This window comes from Mycobacterium sp. IS-836, from assembly GCF_001954275.1.
In the GTDB taxonomy this organism is placed as follows: domain Bacteria; phylum Actinomycetota; class Actinomycetes; order Mycobacteriales; family Mycobacteriaceae; genus Mycobacterium.
In genome coordinates this window covers 124,837-140,518 of the sequence record NZ_MBEU01000053.1, presented here as the reverse complement: position 1 = coordinate 140,518, position 15,682 = coordinate 124,837, and the positions used below count along the sequence as shown (strand labels likewise).

Sequence of the window (15,682 nt, the reverse complement as noted above, 5' to 3'; positions counted from 1 at the left end):
TTGATTTACAGCCCGGCCAGTGCCAGCAAGTGCTCGGTTTCCGGGCCCTGCACCAGGGGCGCGGCGAGCAGCGGTTCGGTGGGGCCGAGGCCGAAGGAGGGGCAGTCCTTGGCGAGCACGCAGACCCCGCACGCCGGTTTGCGGGCGTGGCACACCCGGCGGCCGTGGAAGATCACCCGGTGGCTCAGCATGGTCCACTCGTCGCGCGGAATGAGGTCGCCGACCGCGTGCTCGATCTTGACCGGATCCTTTTCGTCGGTCCAGCGCCACCTGCTGACCAGCCGCGCGAAGTGGGTGTCGACGGTGATTCCGGGGATGCCGAAGGCGTTGCCCAGGATGACGTTGGCGGTTTTGCGCCCCACCCCGGGCAGCGTCACCAGCTCGGCCATGGTCGACGGCACCTCGCCGTCGAACCGTTCCACCAGGGCCTGCCCGAGGCCCATGAGCGATGTCGCCTTGTTGCGGAAGAAGCCGGTGGGACGGATGAGGGCTTCCAGTTCGGCCCGGTCGGCCTGCGCATAATCAAGCGCGGAGCGGTATCGCTTGAACAACGCGGGCGTCGTCAGATTCACCCGTTTGTCGGTGCTCTGCGCCGAGAGGATAGTGGCCACCGTCAACTCCAGCGGCGAGGTGAAATCCAGTTCGCAGTGCGCATCCGGAAACGCTTGCGCCAGTGCACGATTCATCCGGCGGGCGCGTCGCACCAACCCGGTTCGGGTTTCGTCGGACCAGCGCCGGGCCAGGGCGGCGCCGGGGGTGGATTGGGTGGACTTGGAGCGTGCGGACGGCTTTGCCACTGTCACCTACGACAGAGTACTGATTTCGTGATCTCGCTGAGACCTTGGACATGTTTACTCTCCTTGTGTCGTGGTTGCTGGTGGCCTGCGTTCCCGGGCTTTTGATGCTTGCGACGCTCGGTTTGGGGCGGCTGGAAACCGAGGTCGCCCACAACACGGTCACGACGACCGACGTCGACGAGTTTCTCGCGTACGCGGAGGCCGTAGACGTGCACACGCTGGCCCGCGAGGGTATGCCGGAGGCGCTGGATTACCTGCATCGACGCCAGGCCCAGCAGCTCGCCCAATCTCCGTCCGAGGCATCGCACGTCGGCAGGCATCGGGCCGAGGTGATCTTTGCCAGGGCCGCCGCAGACGCTGGCGAGGCCCGGTTGCCGGCACAAATACGAACGCATTCGCGCGTCAATCCGCAATTTAGGGGGACTAGACACGTCAATCGTGTGTAGCGTTGGCACGTTGGACACATAGGCCTAACCTCTAGACTCGTCACACGGGCAAGCGGTTGGCCTGCCGATATCACATCGTTGGAAAGCTGAAGAGGCAACGTGGACGAGATCCTGGCAAGGGCAGGAATCTTCCAAGGGGTTGAGCCTGGCGCGGTCACCGCACTGACCAAGCAGCTCCAACCCGTCGACTTCCCCCGTGGGCACACGGTTTTCGCAGAAGGGGAGCCGGGCGATCGGCTGTACATCATTGTCGCGGGGAAGGTCAAGATCGGGCGCCGCTCACCGGACGGCCGGGAGAACCTGCTGACGATCATGGGCCCGTCGGACATGTTCGGCGAATTGTCGATCTTCGACCCGGGGCCACGGACTTCCAGCGCGACGACGATCACCGAGGTGCGCGCGGTGTCGATGGACCGCGACGCGCTGCGGGCCTGGATCGCCGACCGCCCGGAGATCGCCGAGCAGCTGTTGCGGGTGCTGGCCCGGCGGTTGCGGCGGACCAACAACAATCTGGCCGACCTCATCTTCACCGACGTGCCCGGCCGGGTGGCCAAGCAGCTGCTGCAGCTCGCGCAGCGTTTCGGCACGCAGGAGGGTGGCGCGATGCGGGTCACCCATGACCTGACGCAGGAGGAGATCGCCCAGCTGGTCGGCGCCTCCCGGGAGACCGTGAACAAGGCGCTCGCCGATTTCGCCCACCGCGGCTGGATCCGGCTGGAGGGCAAGAGCGTGCTGATTTCGGACTCCGAACGGCTGGCCCGCCGCGCCCGCTAAGCGCGTTTGCGTCGAGCCTGTAATTTTGCAGGCCTCTACTCGCACTTCTTCTGCAAAATTACAGTCTCGACGTAGGTAGTCAGTCTCGGCGCAGATAGTCCAGTTGCGCCTGAACCGACCATTCGGCCGCGTCCCAGAGCTTCTCGTCGACGTCGACGTAGACGTATTCGACGATCTCGCGCGTCGTCGCCTCCTCGCCGAGGTCCCACAGCGCGGCGCGCACCTGCTCGAGGCGCTCGTGGCGATGCATCAAGTAGCCGGCGGCGACGGTCTCCAGGTCGGCCAGATTCGGTCCGTGCCCGGGCAACACGGCACGCCGGCCCAGGCCACGCAGCCGCCGCAGCGTTTCCAGGTAGTCGGCCAGGCTGCCGTCTTCCTTGTCGATGACGGTGGTGCCGCGGCCCAGCACGGTGTCCGCGGTCAGCACGGCGTCGTCGAGCAGGAACGACATCGAATCGGCGGTATGCCCCGGGGTCGCCAGCACGGTGATCTTCAGGCCGGCCGCATCGATCACCTCGCCGTCGGTCAGCTCACCGCCGAGGCCGCGCAGAAACCCGCTGCCCGCCGAGCGCACGACGGCGCCGGTCCGCTCGACCAGCTTGTCGATGCCGTCGGTGTGGTCGCCGTGGCGATGACTGATCAGTACCAACGCGACGCGGCCCAGCGCGGCGATGTTGTCGATGTGCTGATCGTCGTCGGGCCCCGGGTCGACGATCACCAGCTCGTCGCTGCGCGGGCCGCGCAACACCCAGGTGTTCGTGCCCTCCAGCGTCAGCAAGCCGGGGTTGTCGGCCAGCAGGACCGAGGCAGTGTCGGTGACCGCCCGCAACCTGCCGTATGCGGGATGGCTCAACGACGCAGCAGCCTCGGTCACGGTCGTTAGCCGACCTCCACGATCAACTCGACTTCCACCGGCGCATCCAGGGGCAGCTCGGCGACGCCGACCGCGGACCGCGCGTGCGCGCCGTTGTCGCCGAACACCTCGGCGAGCAGCTCCGAGGCCCCGTTGATCACGCCGGGCTGGCCGTGGAAACCGGAAGCGGACGCGACGAACCCGACAACCTTGACCACCCGGGTCACCGCATCGATGCCGACCAGCGAGTCCACCGCGGCCAGCGCGTTGAGCGCGCAGAGGCGCGCCAACGCCTTGCCCTCATCGGGGGTGATCTCCGCGCCGACCTTGCCGGTGCGCGCGAGCTTGCCGGCCTCCATCGGCAGCTGCCCCGCGGTATAGACCAGGTTGCCGGTGCGCACCGCCGGAACATAGGCGGCCAGCGGCGCAACCACCTGTGGAAGCGTGACGCCGAGCTGGCCGAGCCGGGCCGATGCGGTCATGAACGCGGGCCCTTTATTTGGGACGCTTCAGATACGCGACGTGCTGCTCACCGGTGGGCCCCGGCAGCACCGCCACCAGCTCCCACCCGTCTTCGCCCCACTGGTCGAGGATCTGTTTGGTGGCGTGCGTCAGCAGCGGAACGGTCACGTACTCCCATGCCTGGCTCATGCCGCGAGCTTATCGGTCGGACCTGAACGGCTCTGGTCAGCCCGAGCATTGCTCGGGCTAGCATGCGATGGTGGCAACCACACCTGGCAGCGGTAGCTCCGTCGGCTGGCCGGCGCGCCTGTCCAAGGCCCGCTTGCATTTTGTGACCGGCAAGGGCGGCACGGGTAAGTCGACGATCGCGGCCGCGCTGGCACTGACCCTGGCGGCGGGGGGCCGCAAGGTCCTCCTCGTGGAAGTCGAAGGGCGCCAAGGGATTGCGCAACTTTTCGACGTCCCGCCCCTGCCCTATCAAGAGCTGAAGATCGCGAGCGCCGAACGCGGCGGTCAGGTCAACGCGCTGGCCATCGACATCGAAGCCGCGTTCCTGGAATACCTCGACATGTTCTACAACCTCGGCATCGCGGGCCGGGCGATGCGCCGGATCGGTGCGATCGAGTTCGCGACGACGATCGCGCCCGGTCTGCGCGACGTGCTGCTCACCGGCAAGATCAAGGAGGCTGTCGTCCGCCAGGACAAGGGGTCTAAGAACCCGGTCTACGACGCGATCGTCGTCGACGCGCCGCCGACCGGCCGCATCGCCCGTTTCCTCGACGTCACCAAGGCGGTGTCGGACCTGGCCAAGGGCGGGCCGGTGCACTCGCAGAGCGAGGGCGTGGTGCGGTTGCTGCACTCCGACCAAACCGCCATCCACCTGGTCACCCTGCTCGAAGCGCTGCCGGTGCAGGAAACGATGGAGGCCATCGAAGAGCTCGCGGAGATGGGGCTGCCGATCGGCAGCGTGATCGTCAATCGGAACATCCCGTCGTATCTGGAGCCCCGCGACCTGGCCAAGGCCGCCGAGGGTGACGTCGACGTGGATTCGGTGCGGGCCGGGCTCGAGATGGCCGGAATCAAGCTCAGCGACACCGATTTCGCCGGTCTGCTGACCGAAACCATCCAACACGCGACGCGGATCGCAGCGCGCGCCGAGACCGCGCAACAGCTCGACGCGTTGAACGTCCCCCGGCTGGAACTGCCGGCGATCTCCGACGGCGTAGACCTCGGGAGCCTGTACGAACTTTCGGAATCGCTTGCGCAACAGGGGGTTCGATGAGTGTCACGCCCAAAACTCTTGATATGGCTGCCATCCTGGCCGACACCTCCAACCGGGTGGTGGTGTGCTGCGGCGCCGGCGGCGTGGGCAAGACCACCACCGCGGCCGCGATGGCGTTGCGTGCGGCCGAATATGGCCGCACCGTATGCGTTTTGACGATCGACCCGGCCAAGCGGTTGGCGCAGGCGTTGGGTGTGAACGACCTCGGCAACACGCCGCAGCGGGTGGCGCTCGCGCCCGAAGTCACCGGTGAGCTGCACGCGATGATGCTGGACATGCGCCGCACCTTCGACGAGATGGTGGTCCAATACTCCGGACCTGATCGGGCACAAGCCATTCTGGACAACCAGTTCTATCAGACGGTCGCCACCTCGCTCGCCGGGACGCAGGAGTACATGGCGATGGAGAAGCTCGGTCAACTGCTGAGCCAGGACCGGTGGGACCTGGTCGTGGTCGACACTCCCCCGTCGCGCAACGCGCTGGATTTCTTGGATGCGCCGAAACGGCTGGGCAGCTTCATGGACAGCCGGCTGTGGCGACTGCTGCTGGCGCCCGGCCGGGGCATCGGGCGGCTGGTGACCGGCGCGATGAGTTTGGCGATGAAGGCGCTGTCGACCGTGCTCGGCTCGCAAATGCTGGCCGACGCGGCGGCGTTCGTGCAATCGCTGGACGCCACGTTCGGCGGGTTCCGCGAGAAGGCGGACCGCACGTATGCCCTGCTGAAGAGGCGCGGCACGCAGTTCGTGGTGGTATCCGCGGCCGAGCCGGACGCGCTGCGCGAGGCATCCTTCTTCGTCGATCGGCTTTCGCAGGAGGGCATGCCGCTCGCGGGGCTGGTCTTGAACCGCACCCACCCGACGTTGTGCTCTTTGCCCGCGGAGCGGGCGATCGACGGACGCGAAACGCTGGAGACGGAGGCGGACTCCGAGGCCGCTTCGCTGGCCGCGGCCATCCTGCAAATCCATGCCGATCGCGCCCAAACCGCCAAGCGCGAGATCCGGCTGCTGTCCCGTTTCACCGGAGCCAACCCGCACGTGCCGGTCATCGGGGTGCCGTCGCTGCCGTTCGATGTTTCGGATCTGGAGGCCCTGCGGGCGCTCGCCGATCAGATCACTGCGGCCGGCAACGGGCTCGCGGCGGCACGATAAATAGCGGCTCCCGCAACCCTAAACGCGTGGTTTAGACCCGCTTCCGGCCCAGCCGGCCTATTTGACACGGGTCAGTTGTAGCTGGCGAATCCTTATTGCGCACAAGCCACTTCATATTGGACACGGCCCAATAAACGCTGGCATCCTGCGCTGTAACAGAACCGTAATGATGAGCGAGCCTGGCGGGCGGTGGGCTACCCGGGAGCGGCCCGAGTAGCCGGCGGCCTATTTGTCGGTGCCGGAGAGTCAGCCGACGCCGCGACTCCTGCGCTTGTCGAAGAAATCCGACCAGGAGACGACCTCGGGGTGCTGCTTGAGCAGAGCTCGGCGCTGACGCTCGGTCATGCCGCCCCACACTCCGAACTCGACCTTGTTATCGAGCGCGTCGGCACCGCACTCCTGCATTACCGGGCAGTGACGGCAGATCACTGCGGCCTTGCGCTGGGCGGCGCCGCGGACGAACAGTTCGTCCGGATCGGTTGTCCGGCAGAGTGCCTTGGACACCCAGGCAATCCGCTCTTCCGCGTCAACGCTACGTAATACCCCCTGTGCAGCCGCGATGTTCGTCCGACGCGCGGCCGGTCGTGTTACTGACACGAGCTGTTCCCTTCCTCCCGGTCGCAATTCGCGACCGCCTCCCTCGGGTGCAGACCCCTGCTGCGATCTACGCCACACTGTGAGTTTCGGTGTTACCTGCATCTCACCGTGTGTCTAAGTTAGGTGGTCAGGTGCCAATTGCGCAACAGTCTCATAACACTTTTTTGGGACGATCGTGCCGTCTCGCCCAGAATCATAGGCCTGCACGTAACGTCGTGTACCCACTTTTGGCACCCGATTCGTGACGCAACCGAAAATATTGGCTGGCGACGGTCATCAACTTCCCTGGTCACGGCCCGCTTCGGCGGCCGGTTCAAATTAACGGAAACGTCGGGCGACAGGGGGCCGTTACTGTAGTACGCATGCCAGAGCGCCCCCCGGTAGTTCTCACGATTCTCAAGCTTCTGGGGTGCTGCTTACTGGCCAGCGTGGTCGCGACCGCGCTGATGTTCCCCCTCGCGGGCGGGGTGGGCCTGATGTCGAACCGGGCGTCCGAAGTGGTGGCCAACGGCTCGGCCCAGCTCGTCGAGGGACAGGTGCCCGCGGTGTCGACGATGGTCGACGCGAAGGGCAACGTGATCGCCTGGCTGTACTCGCAGCGCCGGTTCGAGGTGCCCACCGACAAGATCGCCAACACGATGAAGCTGGCGATCGTCTCGATCGAGGACAAGCGTTTCGCCGAACACGCCGGCGTGGACTGGAAAGGCACGCTGACCGGGCTGGCCGGCTATGCGCGCGGCGACGTCGACACTCGCGGCGGCTCGACCATCGAGCAGCAGTACATCAAGAACTACCAGCTGCTGGTGACCGCCCAGACCGACGCCGAGAAGCGCGCCGCCGTCGAGACCACCCCGGCCCGCAAGCTGCGCGAGATCCGGATGGCCCTGACGCTGGACAAGACGTTCACCAAGCCGGAGATCCTGACCCGCTACCTCAATCTCGTCTCGTTCGGTAACAACTCGTTCGGCGTGCAGGACGCGGCGCAGACCTACTTCGGCATCAACGCGTCGGATCTGAACTGGCAACAGGCGGCGCTGCTGGCGGGCATGGTGCAGTCCACCAGCACGCTGAACCCGTACACGAACCCGGATGGCGCGCTGGCCCGGCGGAACCTGGTGCTGGACACCATGATCGAGAACATTCCGCAGGAGGCCGACGCCCTGCGCGCCGCCAAGGCCCAGCCGCTGGGAGTCTTGCCGCAACCCAACGAGCTGCCCCGGGGCTGCATCGCGGCCGGCGACCGCGCGTTCTTCTGCGACTACGTGCAGGAGTATCTGTCTCGCGCCGGGATCAGCAAGGAACAAGTCGCCAGGGGCGGCTACCTGATCCGCACCACGCTCAACCCGGACGTGCAGATCCCGGTCAAGGCGGCCATCGACAAGTTCGCCAGCCCGACGCTGCCGGGCATCTCGAGTGTGATGAGCGTGATCCAGCCGGGCAAGACCTCCCATCACGTGATGGCGATGGCCAGCAACCGCACCTACGGCCTCAACCTCGACGCCGGTGAAACGATGCGACCGCAGCCGTTCTCGCTGGTCGGCGACGGCGCCGGGTCGGTCTTCAAGATCTTCACGACGGCCGCGGCGCTGGACATGGGGATGGGCATCAACGCCACGCTCGAGGTGCCGGGCCGATTCCAGGCCAAGGGCATGGGTAGCGGTGGGGCCAAGGGCTGCCCCAAGGACACCTGGTGCGTGATCAACGCCGGCAACTACAAGGGCTCGATGAACGTGACCGAGGCGCTGGCCACCTCGCCCAACACCGCGTTCGCCAAGCTGATCCAGCAGGTCGGGGTGACGCGCACGGTGGACATGGCGATCAAGCTGGGCCTGCGGTCCTACGCCGACCCGGGCACCGCCCGCGACTACAACCCCGACAGCAACGAGAGCCTGGCCGACTTCGTCAAGCGGCAGAACATCGGTTCGTTCACGCTCGGCCCGATCGAGGTGAATGCGTTGGAGCTGTCCAATGTCGCGGCCACGCTGGCCTCTGGGGGCGTGTGGTGCCCGCCGAACCCGATCGACAAGCTGATCGACCGCAACGGCAACGAGGTGGCCGTCACCACCGAGACGTGCGATCAGGTGGTGCCCGAGGGCCTGGCCAACACGATGGCCAACGCGATGAGCAAGGACGCGGTCGGCAGCGGCACGGCGGCCGGTTCGGCCGGCGCGGCCGGCTGGAACCTGCCGGTGTCCGCCAAGACCGGCACCACCGAGGCGCACCGATCCTCCGCTTTCGTGGGCTTCACCAGCCACTACGCGGCGGCGAACTACATCTACGACGACTCGACCACGCCGACGGACCTGTGCTCCGCCCCGCTGCGCCACTGCGGCGAGGGCGACCTGTACGGCGGTAACGAGCCGGCCCGCACCTGGTTCACGGCGATGAAACCGATCGCCGACAGCTTCGGCGAGGTGAAACTGCCGCCCACCGATCCCCGCTATGTCGACGGGTCACCGGGGTCGCGGGTGCCCAGCGTCGCCGGCCTGGACATCGACGCGGCGCGCCAGCGCATCAAGGAGGCGGGTTTCCAGGTCGCCGACCAGAACAACTTCGTCAACAGCACCGCTAAGCAGGGCGAGGTGGTCGGAACGACGCCAAGCGGCGCAACGATTCCGGGGTCGATCATCACCATCCAAGTCAGCAACGGCATCCCGCCGGCTCCGCCGCCGCCGCCGGAAGGCGGGCCGCCGCCGGTCGGATCGCAGGTGGTGGAGATTCCGGGCCTGCCGCCGATCACGATCCCGTTGCTCGCGCCACCGCCGCCGGCGGCGCCCGGACAGCCGCCTCCGTAGGCGTTGCGGCGCAGCAGATACGGTGTCAGCGCACCAGCGGCAGTAGGCTGCCTGCATGGCTGATGTTCTGCGCGCCCTGATACGCACCGGCGCCGTTGCGGTCGGCTCCACCGTCGCCGGCATCGGTTACGCCTCGATCGTCGAGCGCAACGCGTTCGTCCTGCGCGAGATAACCATGCCCGTGTTGACGCCGGGTTCCACACCGCTGCGTGTGCTGCATATCAGCGATATCCACATGCTTCCCCACCAGCGCCGCAAACAGGCCTGGCTGCGCGAGCTGGCCAGCTGGGAGCCCGACCTGGTCGTCAACACCGGCGACAACCTCGCGCACCCCAAGGCGGTGCCCGCGGTCGTCCAGACGCTGGGCGACCTGCTCTCCCGCCCGGGCGTCTTCGTCTTCGGCAGCAACGACTACTTCGGGCCGCGGCTGAAAAACCCGGCGAACTACGTGACCAAGCCGTCGCACCGCGTCCGGGGTGAGCCGCTGCCCTGGCAGGATCTGCGCGCGGCGTTCACCGAGCGCGGCTGGCTGGACCTCACCCACACCCGTCGTGAATTCGAGGTGGCCGGCCTGCACGTCGCAGCGGCGGGCGTCGATGACCCGCACATCGACCGAGACCGGTACGACGCGATCGCGGGGCCCGCCAGCCCGGCGGCGAACCTGCGGCTGGGGCTTACCCATTCGCCCGAGCCGCGCGTGCTGGATCGCTTCGCCGCCGACGGCTACCAGTTGGTGATGGCCGGGCACACCCACGGTGGGCAGCTGTGTCTGCCGTTCTACGGCGCCCTGGTGACCAATTGCGGCCTGGATCGGTCCCGCGCCAAGGGGCCGTCGCGCTGGGGCGCCAACATGCTGTTGCATGTCTCGGCCGGCATCGGCACTTCGCCGTATGCGCCGGTGCGGTTCTGCTGTAGGCCCGAGGCGACCCTCCTGACGTTGATCGCCAGCCCGATGGGCGGCCGAGATTCGAGCAGCAACTTCGGCCGGACGCAGCCGGCAGTTTCGGTGCGTTGAGCGATCGGGCCCGGATCGCGGTCCGCAGCCTGCCGCGCGCCTGGACCGACAACGCGATTCGGCTGATCGAGGCCGACGCCCGTCGCAGCGCCGATACGCACCTGTTGCGCTACCCGCTGCCGTCGGCCTGGTGCCCGAATGTCGATGTCGCCCTGTACCTCAAGGACGAGACCACCCACATCACCGGCAGCCTGAAGCACCGCTTGGCGCGCTCGTTGTTCCTCTACGCGCTGTGCAACGGGTGGATTTCGGAGGACACCACCGTTGTCGAGGCGTCGTCGGGCTCGACGGCGGTGTCGGAGGCCTACTTCGCGGCGCTGCTGGGTCTGCCGTTCGTCGCCGTGATGCCGGCCGCCACTAGCTCCGCCAAGGTCGCCCTGATCGAATCGCAAGGCGGCCGTTGCCATTTCGTGCAGAACTCCAGCGAGGTGTACGCCGAGGCGCAGCGCGTCGCCGACGAGACGGGCGGGCACTACCTGGACCAGTTCACCAACGCGGAGCGCGCGACCGACTGGCGTGGCAACAACAACATCGCCGAGTCGATCTATGAGCAAATGCTCGACGAGAACCACCCGGTCCCGGAATGGATCGTGGTGGGCGCGGGCACCGGCGGCACCAGCGCGACGATCGGCCGCTACATCCGCTACCGCCGCCATGCCACCCGGTTGTGCGTCGTGGACCCGGAGAACTCCGCGTTCTTCCCGGCCTACGCCGAGGACAGATACGACATCGTGATGCCCACGTCGTCCCGCATCGAAGGCATCGGCCGGCCGCGCGTGGAGCCGTCGTTTCTGCCCGGCGTGGTCGACCGCATGGTCGCCGTGCCGGACGCCGCGTCGATTGCCGCAGCCCGCCACGTGAGCGCCGTCCTGGGACGACGGGTGGGGCCGTCGACGGGCACCAACCTGTGGGGCGCGTTCGGCGTGCTCGCCGAGATGGTCGCCGAGGGCCGCAGCGGTTCGGTGGTCACGCTGCTCGCCGACAGCGGCGATCGTTATGTCGACACCTATTTCAGCGATGAGTGGGTCGCTGCGCAGGGGCTCGATCCGTCCGGGCCCGCGGCCGCGCTCGTCGAGTTCGAGCGCTCCTGCCGTTGGACCTAGGGCGCGGCCTGGGGTTTCGCCAGTCGCCCGGCGCGTGCGATAGGCTGTCGTGGCTTCAAGCGGGGTGTGGCGCAGCTTGGTAGCGCGCTTCGTTCGGGACGAAGAGGCCGTGGGTTCAAATCCCGCCACCCCGACCAGGAACTGTCAGGGTCGATCCGCTCGACGAAACAAGTTGGCCACGCTGTGGTGCAGGCCGCGGACCGCATACCCGGCCGTCCACAGCGAAACCACGATGAGAACAACGAACATCGGTAGCCAGTTGCCCTTGTGGTGATCGACGCTCCACCAGACGACGGTGAACAGAACCGCGCAGATGAACAGCAGGACGTCGCGCCAGCCGCCGCGATAGGCGGCGGCCGCTCCGCGCAGCGATCGGTATCTGTTGACGGCGGCGATCAGGTCGTCGATGCGGCTATCGATGCTGCCTTGGAGTTGCGCTCGGCGCTCCGCCTGTTCCGGTGGTAGCTCCTTCAGCAGTTCCATATCCTGCTTGATCGCGCGGCGGACATCCGGACCCTTCAGATAACCCGCCGCAGCACCCAGCGCCATTCCACCGGCGATCGGCGCAATCCCCAGGGCAAGATCCGCCACCGCAGGCATGTTCGTCTCCTCAGTCACCCATCGAGGTCGCGGCGAGCGTACCGCCCTGCTGGTGGGCCCGCTACCACCTAGGCGAGTGGTGCACTGGCCCAGATCTGCAATTGCTCCCGCCCGACGAGGCGGCAGCGATGAGTGGTCGCCAGCTGACGCGCCGCCCTTGTGAACGCTTGATTCGTGACCACGACCGCATGGGCGCAGCCGTGCTGGCGCGCGCCGGCAACGACTTGCTGCACGGCGGCGACGCCGACGTCGCGCGCCAGCCTCTTGCATTGGACCGCCATGCGGGTGCCGCCTTTCCTGGCGATCAGGTCCACCCCGTAGTCGCCGGTGCTGGCGGTGTGGGTGACACCCCAACCCCTCGTACGCAGTTGTGCCGCAACGAATTCCTCGAACTCGACACCCGACATCTGGTCGACGGCCGCCATTTCCGACGCCGCGCGTTTGAGGTCACGCCTGCGCTGCGATCCGACTCGGAAGCGGTCCCGCCTCGCCGAAAGCCACTGCAGGACAAGCAACGTCACGACAAGGCCGCCGAGACCCGCCGAGAATCCGGCCATCACGCTGCCGGTGCTTTTCGAAGTGAAATACCAAGGGAGAGCGAACCCGAACACCAGGAGCGACCCGAGCATCTTCTCCATGAGGAAAAGCTAGCCGACGGCTACGACAATTCGGCGCAGGCGAGACGCGTCTGCGGCTACGCGCACCGTTTCGGTTCGGCCTCGCACAGCGGTGTTACACCGCGAAAGCGATATCGGTGCGCGGCCACCCAGCGGTAGGCGGCCTCCTGCAGCGCGCCGATGCCCGGGATCCGGTAGATCCACAACGGCAGCCGCGTGCCGAGCGCCGCGGACAGGGCCGCGTTCATTGCGTGGGCGCCCGCGAACACCGCGCCGGACGAGTCCAGCCACCACGCCGACGCCGTCAACCGGTCATCGGGCACCCCCACCCGCGCGGCCACTTCCGGGGACTGCCACGGCTCGATGCGCAGCCGGCCGGTTCGGTCCAGCCGGGCGATTCGGTTGACGGCAAGGGTGCACATCCCACACCGGCCGTCGAACGCCAAAGTGCCGTCCATATCCCAACTTTATTCCAGCGGCCGCCGCGGCGGGCCTACGCGCAGTCGGCGCAAACCGGCAGCCCGGCACTAGAGGTGCGCAACCGGCTGCGGTGCTGCACCAGAAAACAGCTCGAGCAGGTGAACTCGTCGGCGCGCTGGGGAATTACCGTCACCGAGAGTTCTTCACCGGAGAGATCCGCGCCGGGCAGCTCGAAGAAAGGCATGTCGTTGGGGTCGTCGTCCACGATGGCCGTGGACGAGGGGGCGAGCGTGGTTGTCAGTTCGCGCAGGCCCGAACGATCCGGGGCCTCGACATCGGACACGCGACGAGCGTCGTAATCGCTTGCTGTCGCCATGGGTGCTCCTTTCGGAGGAGGACCGGGTTGGCGCACTTGTCTGTACTCACCCGTGGCTCAGGCGATACCCCGTTAGGGGGCAGTTCACACCTGTCAGCTGCTGGGCGGGGGCGCGTCGGCGTCGGAGGCTTCCCATTGCCGCAATTCGGACCGGCGAACCCGGCGGTGGGCGTATGCCAGCCAGCCGGCGCCGGCCGCGGCGCACACGGCGGCCAGGATCACCGCCACACACCCGGCGACCGCATGACCGGTAGCCAGCGCGAACAGGCCCACGATCAGGGCGACGACCGCGATCGCCACCCCGGCCAAGCCGGGCGCATTGGCGCCGTTCTTCATGGATTCGCCGGCGTGCTGGCGGGTGGTGCGGGCATGATCAACCGGGTCGTGCCGGGAATCATCCACCATTGCTCCTAGTGAAAAGGGTTGCCTACCAAGCTCGTTTCCTCGAATTCCTTGCAGGTCTACCCGCGGTCCGCGGCGGCGAAACGGCCCCCCGGCCGTGTCGGTGGGGCCCTGGGTGGGTATGCCGCAGCGATGACACCCGCTCGCGCCCCCGCGGTCCTGTTCGACATAGACGGAACCCTCGTCGACTCCAACTACCTGCACGTCTACGCCTGGCAGCGTGCCTTCGACACGGAAGGCATCACGGTCGCGGCCTGGCACATTCACCGCTGCATCGGCATGGACGGCTCGAAGTTGGTGCGCACGCTATCCGACGACGCCCCGGACGACGTGCAAGAGCGGCTCAGCGACGCACACAGCCGCTACTACCGCGAGACGGCGTCCCTACTGCAGCCGTTGCCGGGCGCGCAAGCGCTGCTGCGCCGGGTCGCCGGGCTGGGGCTGCAGGTGGTGCTGGCCAGCTCGGCACCGGAGGACGAGCTCGAATTGCTGCGCAAGGCGCTCGGCTGCGACGACATCATCGCCGAAACGACATCGTCGCGCGACGTCGACACCGCCAAGCCCGAGCCGGGCATCGTGAAGGTCGCGCTGGACCGGGCCGGCGTAAACCCCGACCGGGCGGTGTTCGTCGGGGATGCCGTATGGGATGCCCACGCCGCGGCGGGCGCGGGATTGCCGTGCATCGGCATGCTGAGCGGCGGCATCGCCCGCGGCGAGCTCGAGGCCGCTGGGGCCGAACCGATCTTCGCGGGCCCGCTGGATCTCCTCGATCACCTGGAATCCACCCGCATCGCGGCGCTGGCGCCTAGCCGCTGATGGTTACATCCCCCGGGTGCGCAGGACCAACGGCAACACCCACCAGAAAAACGCGAACATGACAAGCGCGCACGCTCCCGCGATGAAGCCCACGTTGCGATTGGCTACCGCGGCGAAAATGATGATGGTCACCCCGGTCAGCGCGGCACCCAGCAACGCCAGCCCGGCATAGGCGCACCGGTGTGCCGCCGACACCAGCACCTGCAATCGATGCCGCCGGAACAACATCCGATGCATGGCCACCGGGGAAATGAGCAACACCGTGGCGCCGACCGAAAAACCCACCGTCGCCAAATAGACCACCCGCAGCCCCCCGCCGAGGATGTCGAAGCGCTGCTGGAACGGCAGGGTGAGCAGGAAGCCGGTCAGCAGCTGCACCCCGGTCTGCACCACCCGCAGCTCCTGCAGCAGGCTGTTCCAATTGCGGTCGAGCCGTTGGATTTCCGTTTCGCCGCGTTCCTCGCGATCCCAGCGCTGGTCATCCTCCGGATGGTCGACATCCATGGCCGTGATCATCGCACCAGCCGGCGTATTTGTGGAGCGACCTCCCGTCGTACCGCAGCCACCGACGCCGACGGCCCGTTAGCTACGGCCGAAATGCCTTGCGCCAGTGGAGAACTGACATTCCAACGCCCGCGCACAGGCCGGCGGGCCCGACACGCCCGGGGTGACGTCAGTGGTTGAGCTTGCCGTCCCGTACCGCGGTCAACGCGTCGTCCAACGTCGGATACAGCGGGAAGGTCTTGTCCAGGCCGGTCAGGTGGATTGGCCGTCTGGTCGCCGGACCGCGCGCGACCACCCCGAACTCGGTGGACTTGCCGAGTTTCTCGTAGGTCGCCGCGAGGATCTTCAGCCCCACCGAGCCGAGGAACTCCACCGCCGAAAGATCGATGACCAGCGCCGACGGACCATCCGCGACGACCGCGGTGATGGCTTGTTCCAGGGCCGGAGCGGTGACCAAGTCGATTTCGCCGCTCACACTGACCACGGACACGCCATCGTGGTCCGCAACCAACGTGGTAATCGAATCAGGTGCTGACAATGGCGATCCTTCGTCCTGGGCCTTAAGTGTGGTGCAAGCCTAGCCTGCTTTGCGAACTGCGAGAAACAAGAAGACCTCAACACCTGCCCCGCGACGGTCCAGGCTAGTCTCCCCATAGAACCTGCGCACTGCGACGC

Annotated in this window: 20 protein-coding genes and 1 tRNA gene; 9 read left to right on the top strand and 12 right to left on the bottom strand. The window is 67.2% G+C overall.

Features of this window, described 5'->3' with window-relative positions:
• Window positions 1–5 precede the first annotated feature (5 nt).
• Entirely contained in the window at window positions 6–743 is a 738-nt protein-coding gene (nth, locus tag A5747_RS14665; RefSeq protein WP_198938195.1) for an endonuclease III, read from the bottom strand.
• Between the two features lie 104 nt (window positions 744–847).
• Between nth and A5747_RS14660 the strand changes: the two genes are divergently transcribed.
• Both A5747_RS14660 and crp read left to right on the top strand, forming a co-directional pair.
• A complete protein-coding gene (locus tag A5747_RS14660; protein WP_076125359.1) occupies window positions 848–1,243 on the top strand; it encodes a hypothetical protein in 396 nt (131 codons plus the stop codon).
• A gap of 99 nt (window positions 1,244–1,342) precedes the next feature.
• Window positions 1,343–2,017 (top strand): cAMP-activated global transcriptional regulator CRP, encoded by a 675-nt coding sequence (gene crp / locus A5747_RS14655; RefSeq protein ID WP_007772229.1) that lies wholly within the window; start codon window positions 1,343–1,345, stop codon window positions 2,015–2,017.
• Window positions 2,018–2,096: 79 nt separating this feature from the next.
• Here the strand turns inward: crp and A5747_RS14650 are convergent, their stop codons facing one another.
• Genes A5747_RS14650 through A5747_RS24870 form a run of 3 tightly spaced genes read right to left on the bottom strand, consistent with a single transcriptional unit; the run spans window position 2,097 to window position 3,521 of the window.
• Complete coding sequence (locus A5747_RS14650) at window positions 2,097–2,891, bottom strand: MBL fold metallo-hydrolase (protein ID WP_076125357.1); 795 nt, start codon at window positions 2,889–2,891, stop codon at window positions 2,097–2,099.
• 5 nt (window positions 2,892–2,896) lie between these two features.
• A complete protein-coding gene (locus A5747_RS14645; protein WP_076125355.1) occupies window positions 2,897–3,352 on the bottom strand; it encodes a RidA family protein in 456 nt (151 codons plus the stop codon).
• Window positions 3,353–3,365: 13 nt separating this feature from the next.
• Complete coding sequence (locus A5747_RS24870) at window positions 3,366–3,521, bottom strand: DUF4177 domain-containing protein (protein ID WP_076125353.1); 156 nt, start codon at window positions 3,519–3,521, stop codon at window positions 3,366–3,368.
• Window positions 3,522–3,588: 67 nt separating this feature from the next.
• On the opposite strand from A5747_RS24870, the gene A5747_RS14635 reads away from it, so the two are divergent.
• Window positions 3,589–4,614, top strand: coding sequence for an ArsA-related P-loop ATPase (locus tag A5747_RS14635; protein ID WP_076125351.1), 1,026 nt, complete (start codon window positions 3,589–3,591; stop codon window positions 4,612–4,614).
• A complete protein-coding gene (locus A5747_RS14630; RefSeq protein WP_076125349.1) occupies window positions 4,611–5,762 on the top strand; it encodes an ArsA family ATPase in 1,152 nt (383 codons plus the stop codon). Before A5747_RS14635 ends, A5747_RS14630 begins: the two co-directional genes overlap by 4 nt.
• A gap of 246 nt (window positions 5,763–6,008) precedes the next feature.
• Here the strand turns inward: A5747_RS14630 and A5747_RS14625 are convergent, their stop codons facing one another.
• The gene (locus A5747_RS14625; protein ID WP_076059777.1) at window positions 6,009–6,359 is read right to left on the bottom strand and encodes a WhiB family transcriptional regulator; all 351 of its coding nucleotides are present in this window, start codon (window positions 6,357–6,359) and stop codon (window positions 6,009–6,011) included.
• A 362-nt stretch (window positions 6,360–6,721) separates the two neighbouring features.
• Here A5747_RS14625 and ponA2 point away from each other — a divergent pair, with 362 nt between their 5' ends.
• From ponA2 to A5747_RS14605, 4 genes are all read left to right on the top strand, one after another.
• A complete protein-coding gene (ponA2, locus tag A5747_RS14620; RefSeq protein WP_076125347.1) occupies window positions 6,722–9,154 on the top strand; it encodes a transglycosylase/D,D-transpeptidase PonA2 in 2,433 nt (810 codons plus the stop codon).
• A 55-nt stretch (window positions 9,155–9,209) separates the two neighbouring features.
• The gene (locus tag A5747_RS14615; protein ID WP_076125345.1) at window positions 9,210–10,169 is read left to right on the top strand and encodes a metallophosphoesterase; all 960 of its coding nucleotides are present in this window, start codon (window positions 9,210–9,212) and stop codon (window positions 10,167–10,169) included.
• Window positions 10,166–11,272 (top strand): PLP-dependent cysteine synthase family protein, encoded by a 1,107-nt coding sequence (locus tag A5747_RS14610; RefSeq protein ID WP_076125343.1) that lies wholly within the window; start codon window positions 10,166–10,168, stop codon window positions 11,270–11,272. The genes A5747_RS14615 and A5747_RS14610 overlap by 4 nt, the downstream gene beginning before the upstream one ends.
• 60 nt (window positions 11,273–11,332) lie before the next feature.
• Window positions 11,333–11,409, top strand: a tRNA-Pro gene (locus A5747_RS14605).
• A gap of 7 nt (window positions 11,410–11,416) precedes the next feature.
• On the opposite strand, the gene A5747_RS14600 is transcribed toward A5747_RS14605, so the two are convergent.
• From A5747_RS14600 to A5747_RS14580, 5 genes are all read right to left on the bottom strand, one after another.
• Window positions 11,417–11,872 (bottom strand): hypothetical protein, encoded by a 456-nt coding sequence (locus A5747_RS14600; protein WP_076125341.1) that lies wholly within the window; start codon window positions 11,870–11,872, stop codon window positions 11,417–11,419.
• A 68-nt stretch (window positions 11,873–11,940) separates the two neighbouring features.
• A complete protein-coding gene (locus A5747_RS14595; protein ID WP_076125339.1) occupies window positions 11,941–12,510 on the bottom strand; it encodes a restriction endonuclease in 570 nt (189 codons plus the stop codon).
• A 56-nt stretch (window positions 12,511–12,566) separates the two neighbouring features.
• Window positions 12,567–12,947, bottom strand: coding sequence for a thiol-disulfide oxidoreductase DCC family protein (locus A5747_RS14590; RefSeq protein ID WP_076125337.1), 381 nt, complete (start codon window positions 12,945–12,947; stop codon window positions 12,567–12,569).
• A gap of 35 nt (window positions 12,948–12,982) precedes the next feature.
• Window positions 12,983–13,285: a DUF4193 domain-containing protein gene (locus A5747_RS14585; protein ID WP_076125335.1), complete on the bottom strand. Its 303-nt coding sequence runs from the start codon at window positions 13,283–13,285 to the stop codon at window positions 12,983–12,985.
• A 93-nt stretch (window positions 13,286–13,378) separates the two neighbouring features.
• Window positions 13,379–13,690, bottom strand: a complete 312-nt coding sequence (locus A5747_RS14580; protein WP_083667447.1) for a hypothetical protein — start codon at window positions 13,688–13,690, stop codon at window positions 13,379–13,381.
• Window positions 13,691–13,819: 129 nt separating this feature from the next.
• Here A5747_RS14580 and A5747_RS14575 point away from each other — a divergent pair, with 129 nt between their 5' ends.
• Window positions 13,820–14,503: an HAD family hydrolase gene (locus tag A5747_RS14575; protein WP_076125333.1), complete on the top strand. Its 684-nt coding sequence runs from the start codon at window positions 13,820–13,822 to the stop codon at window positions 14,501–14,503.
• Between the two features lie 3 nt (window positions 14,504–14,506).
• Here the strand turns inward: A5747_RS14575 and A5747_RS14570 are convergent, their stop codons facing one another.
• A complete protein-coding gene (locus tag A5747_RS14570; RefSeq protein WP_076125459.1) occupies window positions 14,507–15,007 on the bottom strand; it encodes a DUF6328 family protein in 501 nt (166 codons plus the stop codon).
• A gap of 169 nt (window positions 15,008–15,176) precedes the next feature.
• Window positions 15,177–15,545, bottom strand: a complete 369-nt coding sequence (locus A5747_RS14565) for an STAS domain-containing protein (protein WP_233148049.1) — start codon at window positions 15,543–15,545, stop codon at window positions 15,177–15,179.
• Window positions 15,546–15,682: the final 137 nt, after the last annotated feature.

What these genes read in the sequence shown, in the direction of transcription:
- A5747_RS14660 (WP_076125359.1), top strand. Translation starts at nt 848, where the DNA reads ATGTTTACTCTCCTTGTGTCGTGGTTGCTGGTGGCCTGCGTTCCCGGG.
- A5747_RS14645 (WP_076125355.1), bottom strand. Translation starts at nt 3,352, where the DNA reads ATGACCGCATCGGCCCGGCTCGGCCAGCTCGGCGTCACGCTTCCACAG.
- A5747_RS24870 (WP_076125353.1), bottom strand. Translation starts at nt 3,521, where the DNA reads ATGAGCCAGGCATGGGAGTACGTGACCGTTCCGCTGCTGACGCACGCC.
- A5747_RS14635 (WP_076125351.1), top strand. Translation starts at nt 3,589, where the DNA reads ATGGTGGCAACCACACCTGGCAGCGGTAGCTCCGTCGGCTGGCCGGCG.
- A5747_RS14630 (WP_076125349.1), top strand. Translation starts at nt 4,611, where the DNA reads ATGAGTGTCACGCCCAAAACTCTTGATATGGCTGCCATCCTGGCCGAC.
- ponA2 (WP_076125347.1), top strand. Translation starts at nt 6,722, where the DNA reads ATGCCAGAGCGCCCCCCGGTAGTTCTCACGATTCTCAAGCTTCTGGGG.
- A5747_RS14615 (WP_076125345.1), top strand. Translation starts at nt 9,210, where the DNA reads ATGGCTGATGTTCTGCGCGCCCTGATACGCACCGGCGCCGTTGCGGTC.
- A5747_RS14600 (WP_076125341.1), bottom strand. Translation starts at nt 11,872, where the DNA reads ATGCCTGCGGTGGCGGATCTTGCCCTGGGGATTGCGCCGATCGCCGGT.
- A5747_RS14595 (WP_076125339.1), bottom strand. Translation starts at nt 12,510, where the DNA reads ATGGAGAAGATGCTCGGGTCGCTCCTGGTGTTCGGGTTCGCTCTCCCT.
- A5747_RS14590 (WP_076125337.1), bottom strand. Translation starts at nt 12,947, where the DNA reads ATGGACGGCACTTTGGCGTTCGACGGCCGGTGTGGGATGTGCACCCTT.
- A5747_RS14585 (WP_076125335.1), bottom strand. Translation starts at nt 13,285, where the DNA reads ATGGCGACAGCAAGCGATTACGACGCTCGTCGCGTGTCCGATGTCGAG.
- A5747_RS14580 (WP_083667447.1), bottom strand. Translation starts at nt 13,690, where the DNA reads ATGGTGGATGATTCCCGGCACGACCCGGTTGATCATGCCCGCACCACC.
- A5747_RS14575 (WP_076125333.1), top strand. Translation starts at nt 13,820, where the DNA reads ATGACACCCGCTCGCGCCCCCGCGGTCCTGTTCGACATAGACGGAACC.
- A5747_RS14570 (WP_076125459.1), bottom strand. Translation starts at nt 15,007, where the DNA reads ATGGATGTCGACCATCCGGAGGATGACCAGCGCTGGGATCGCGAGGAA.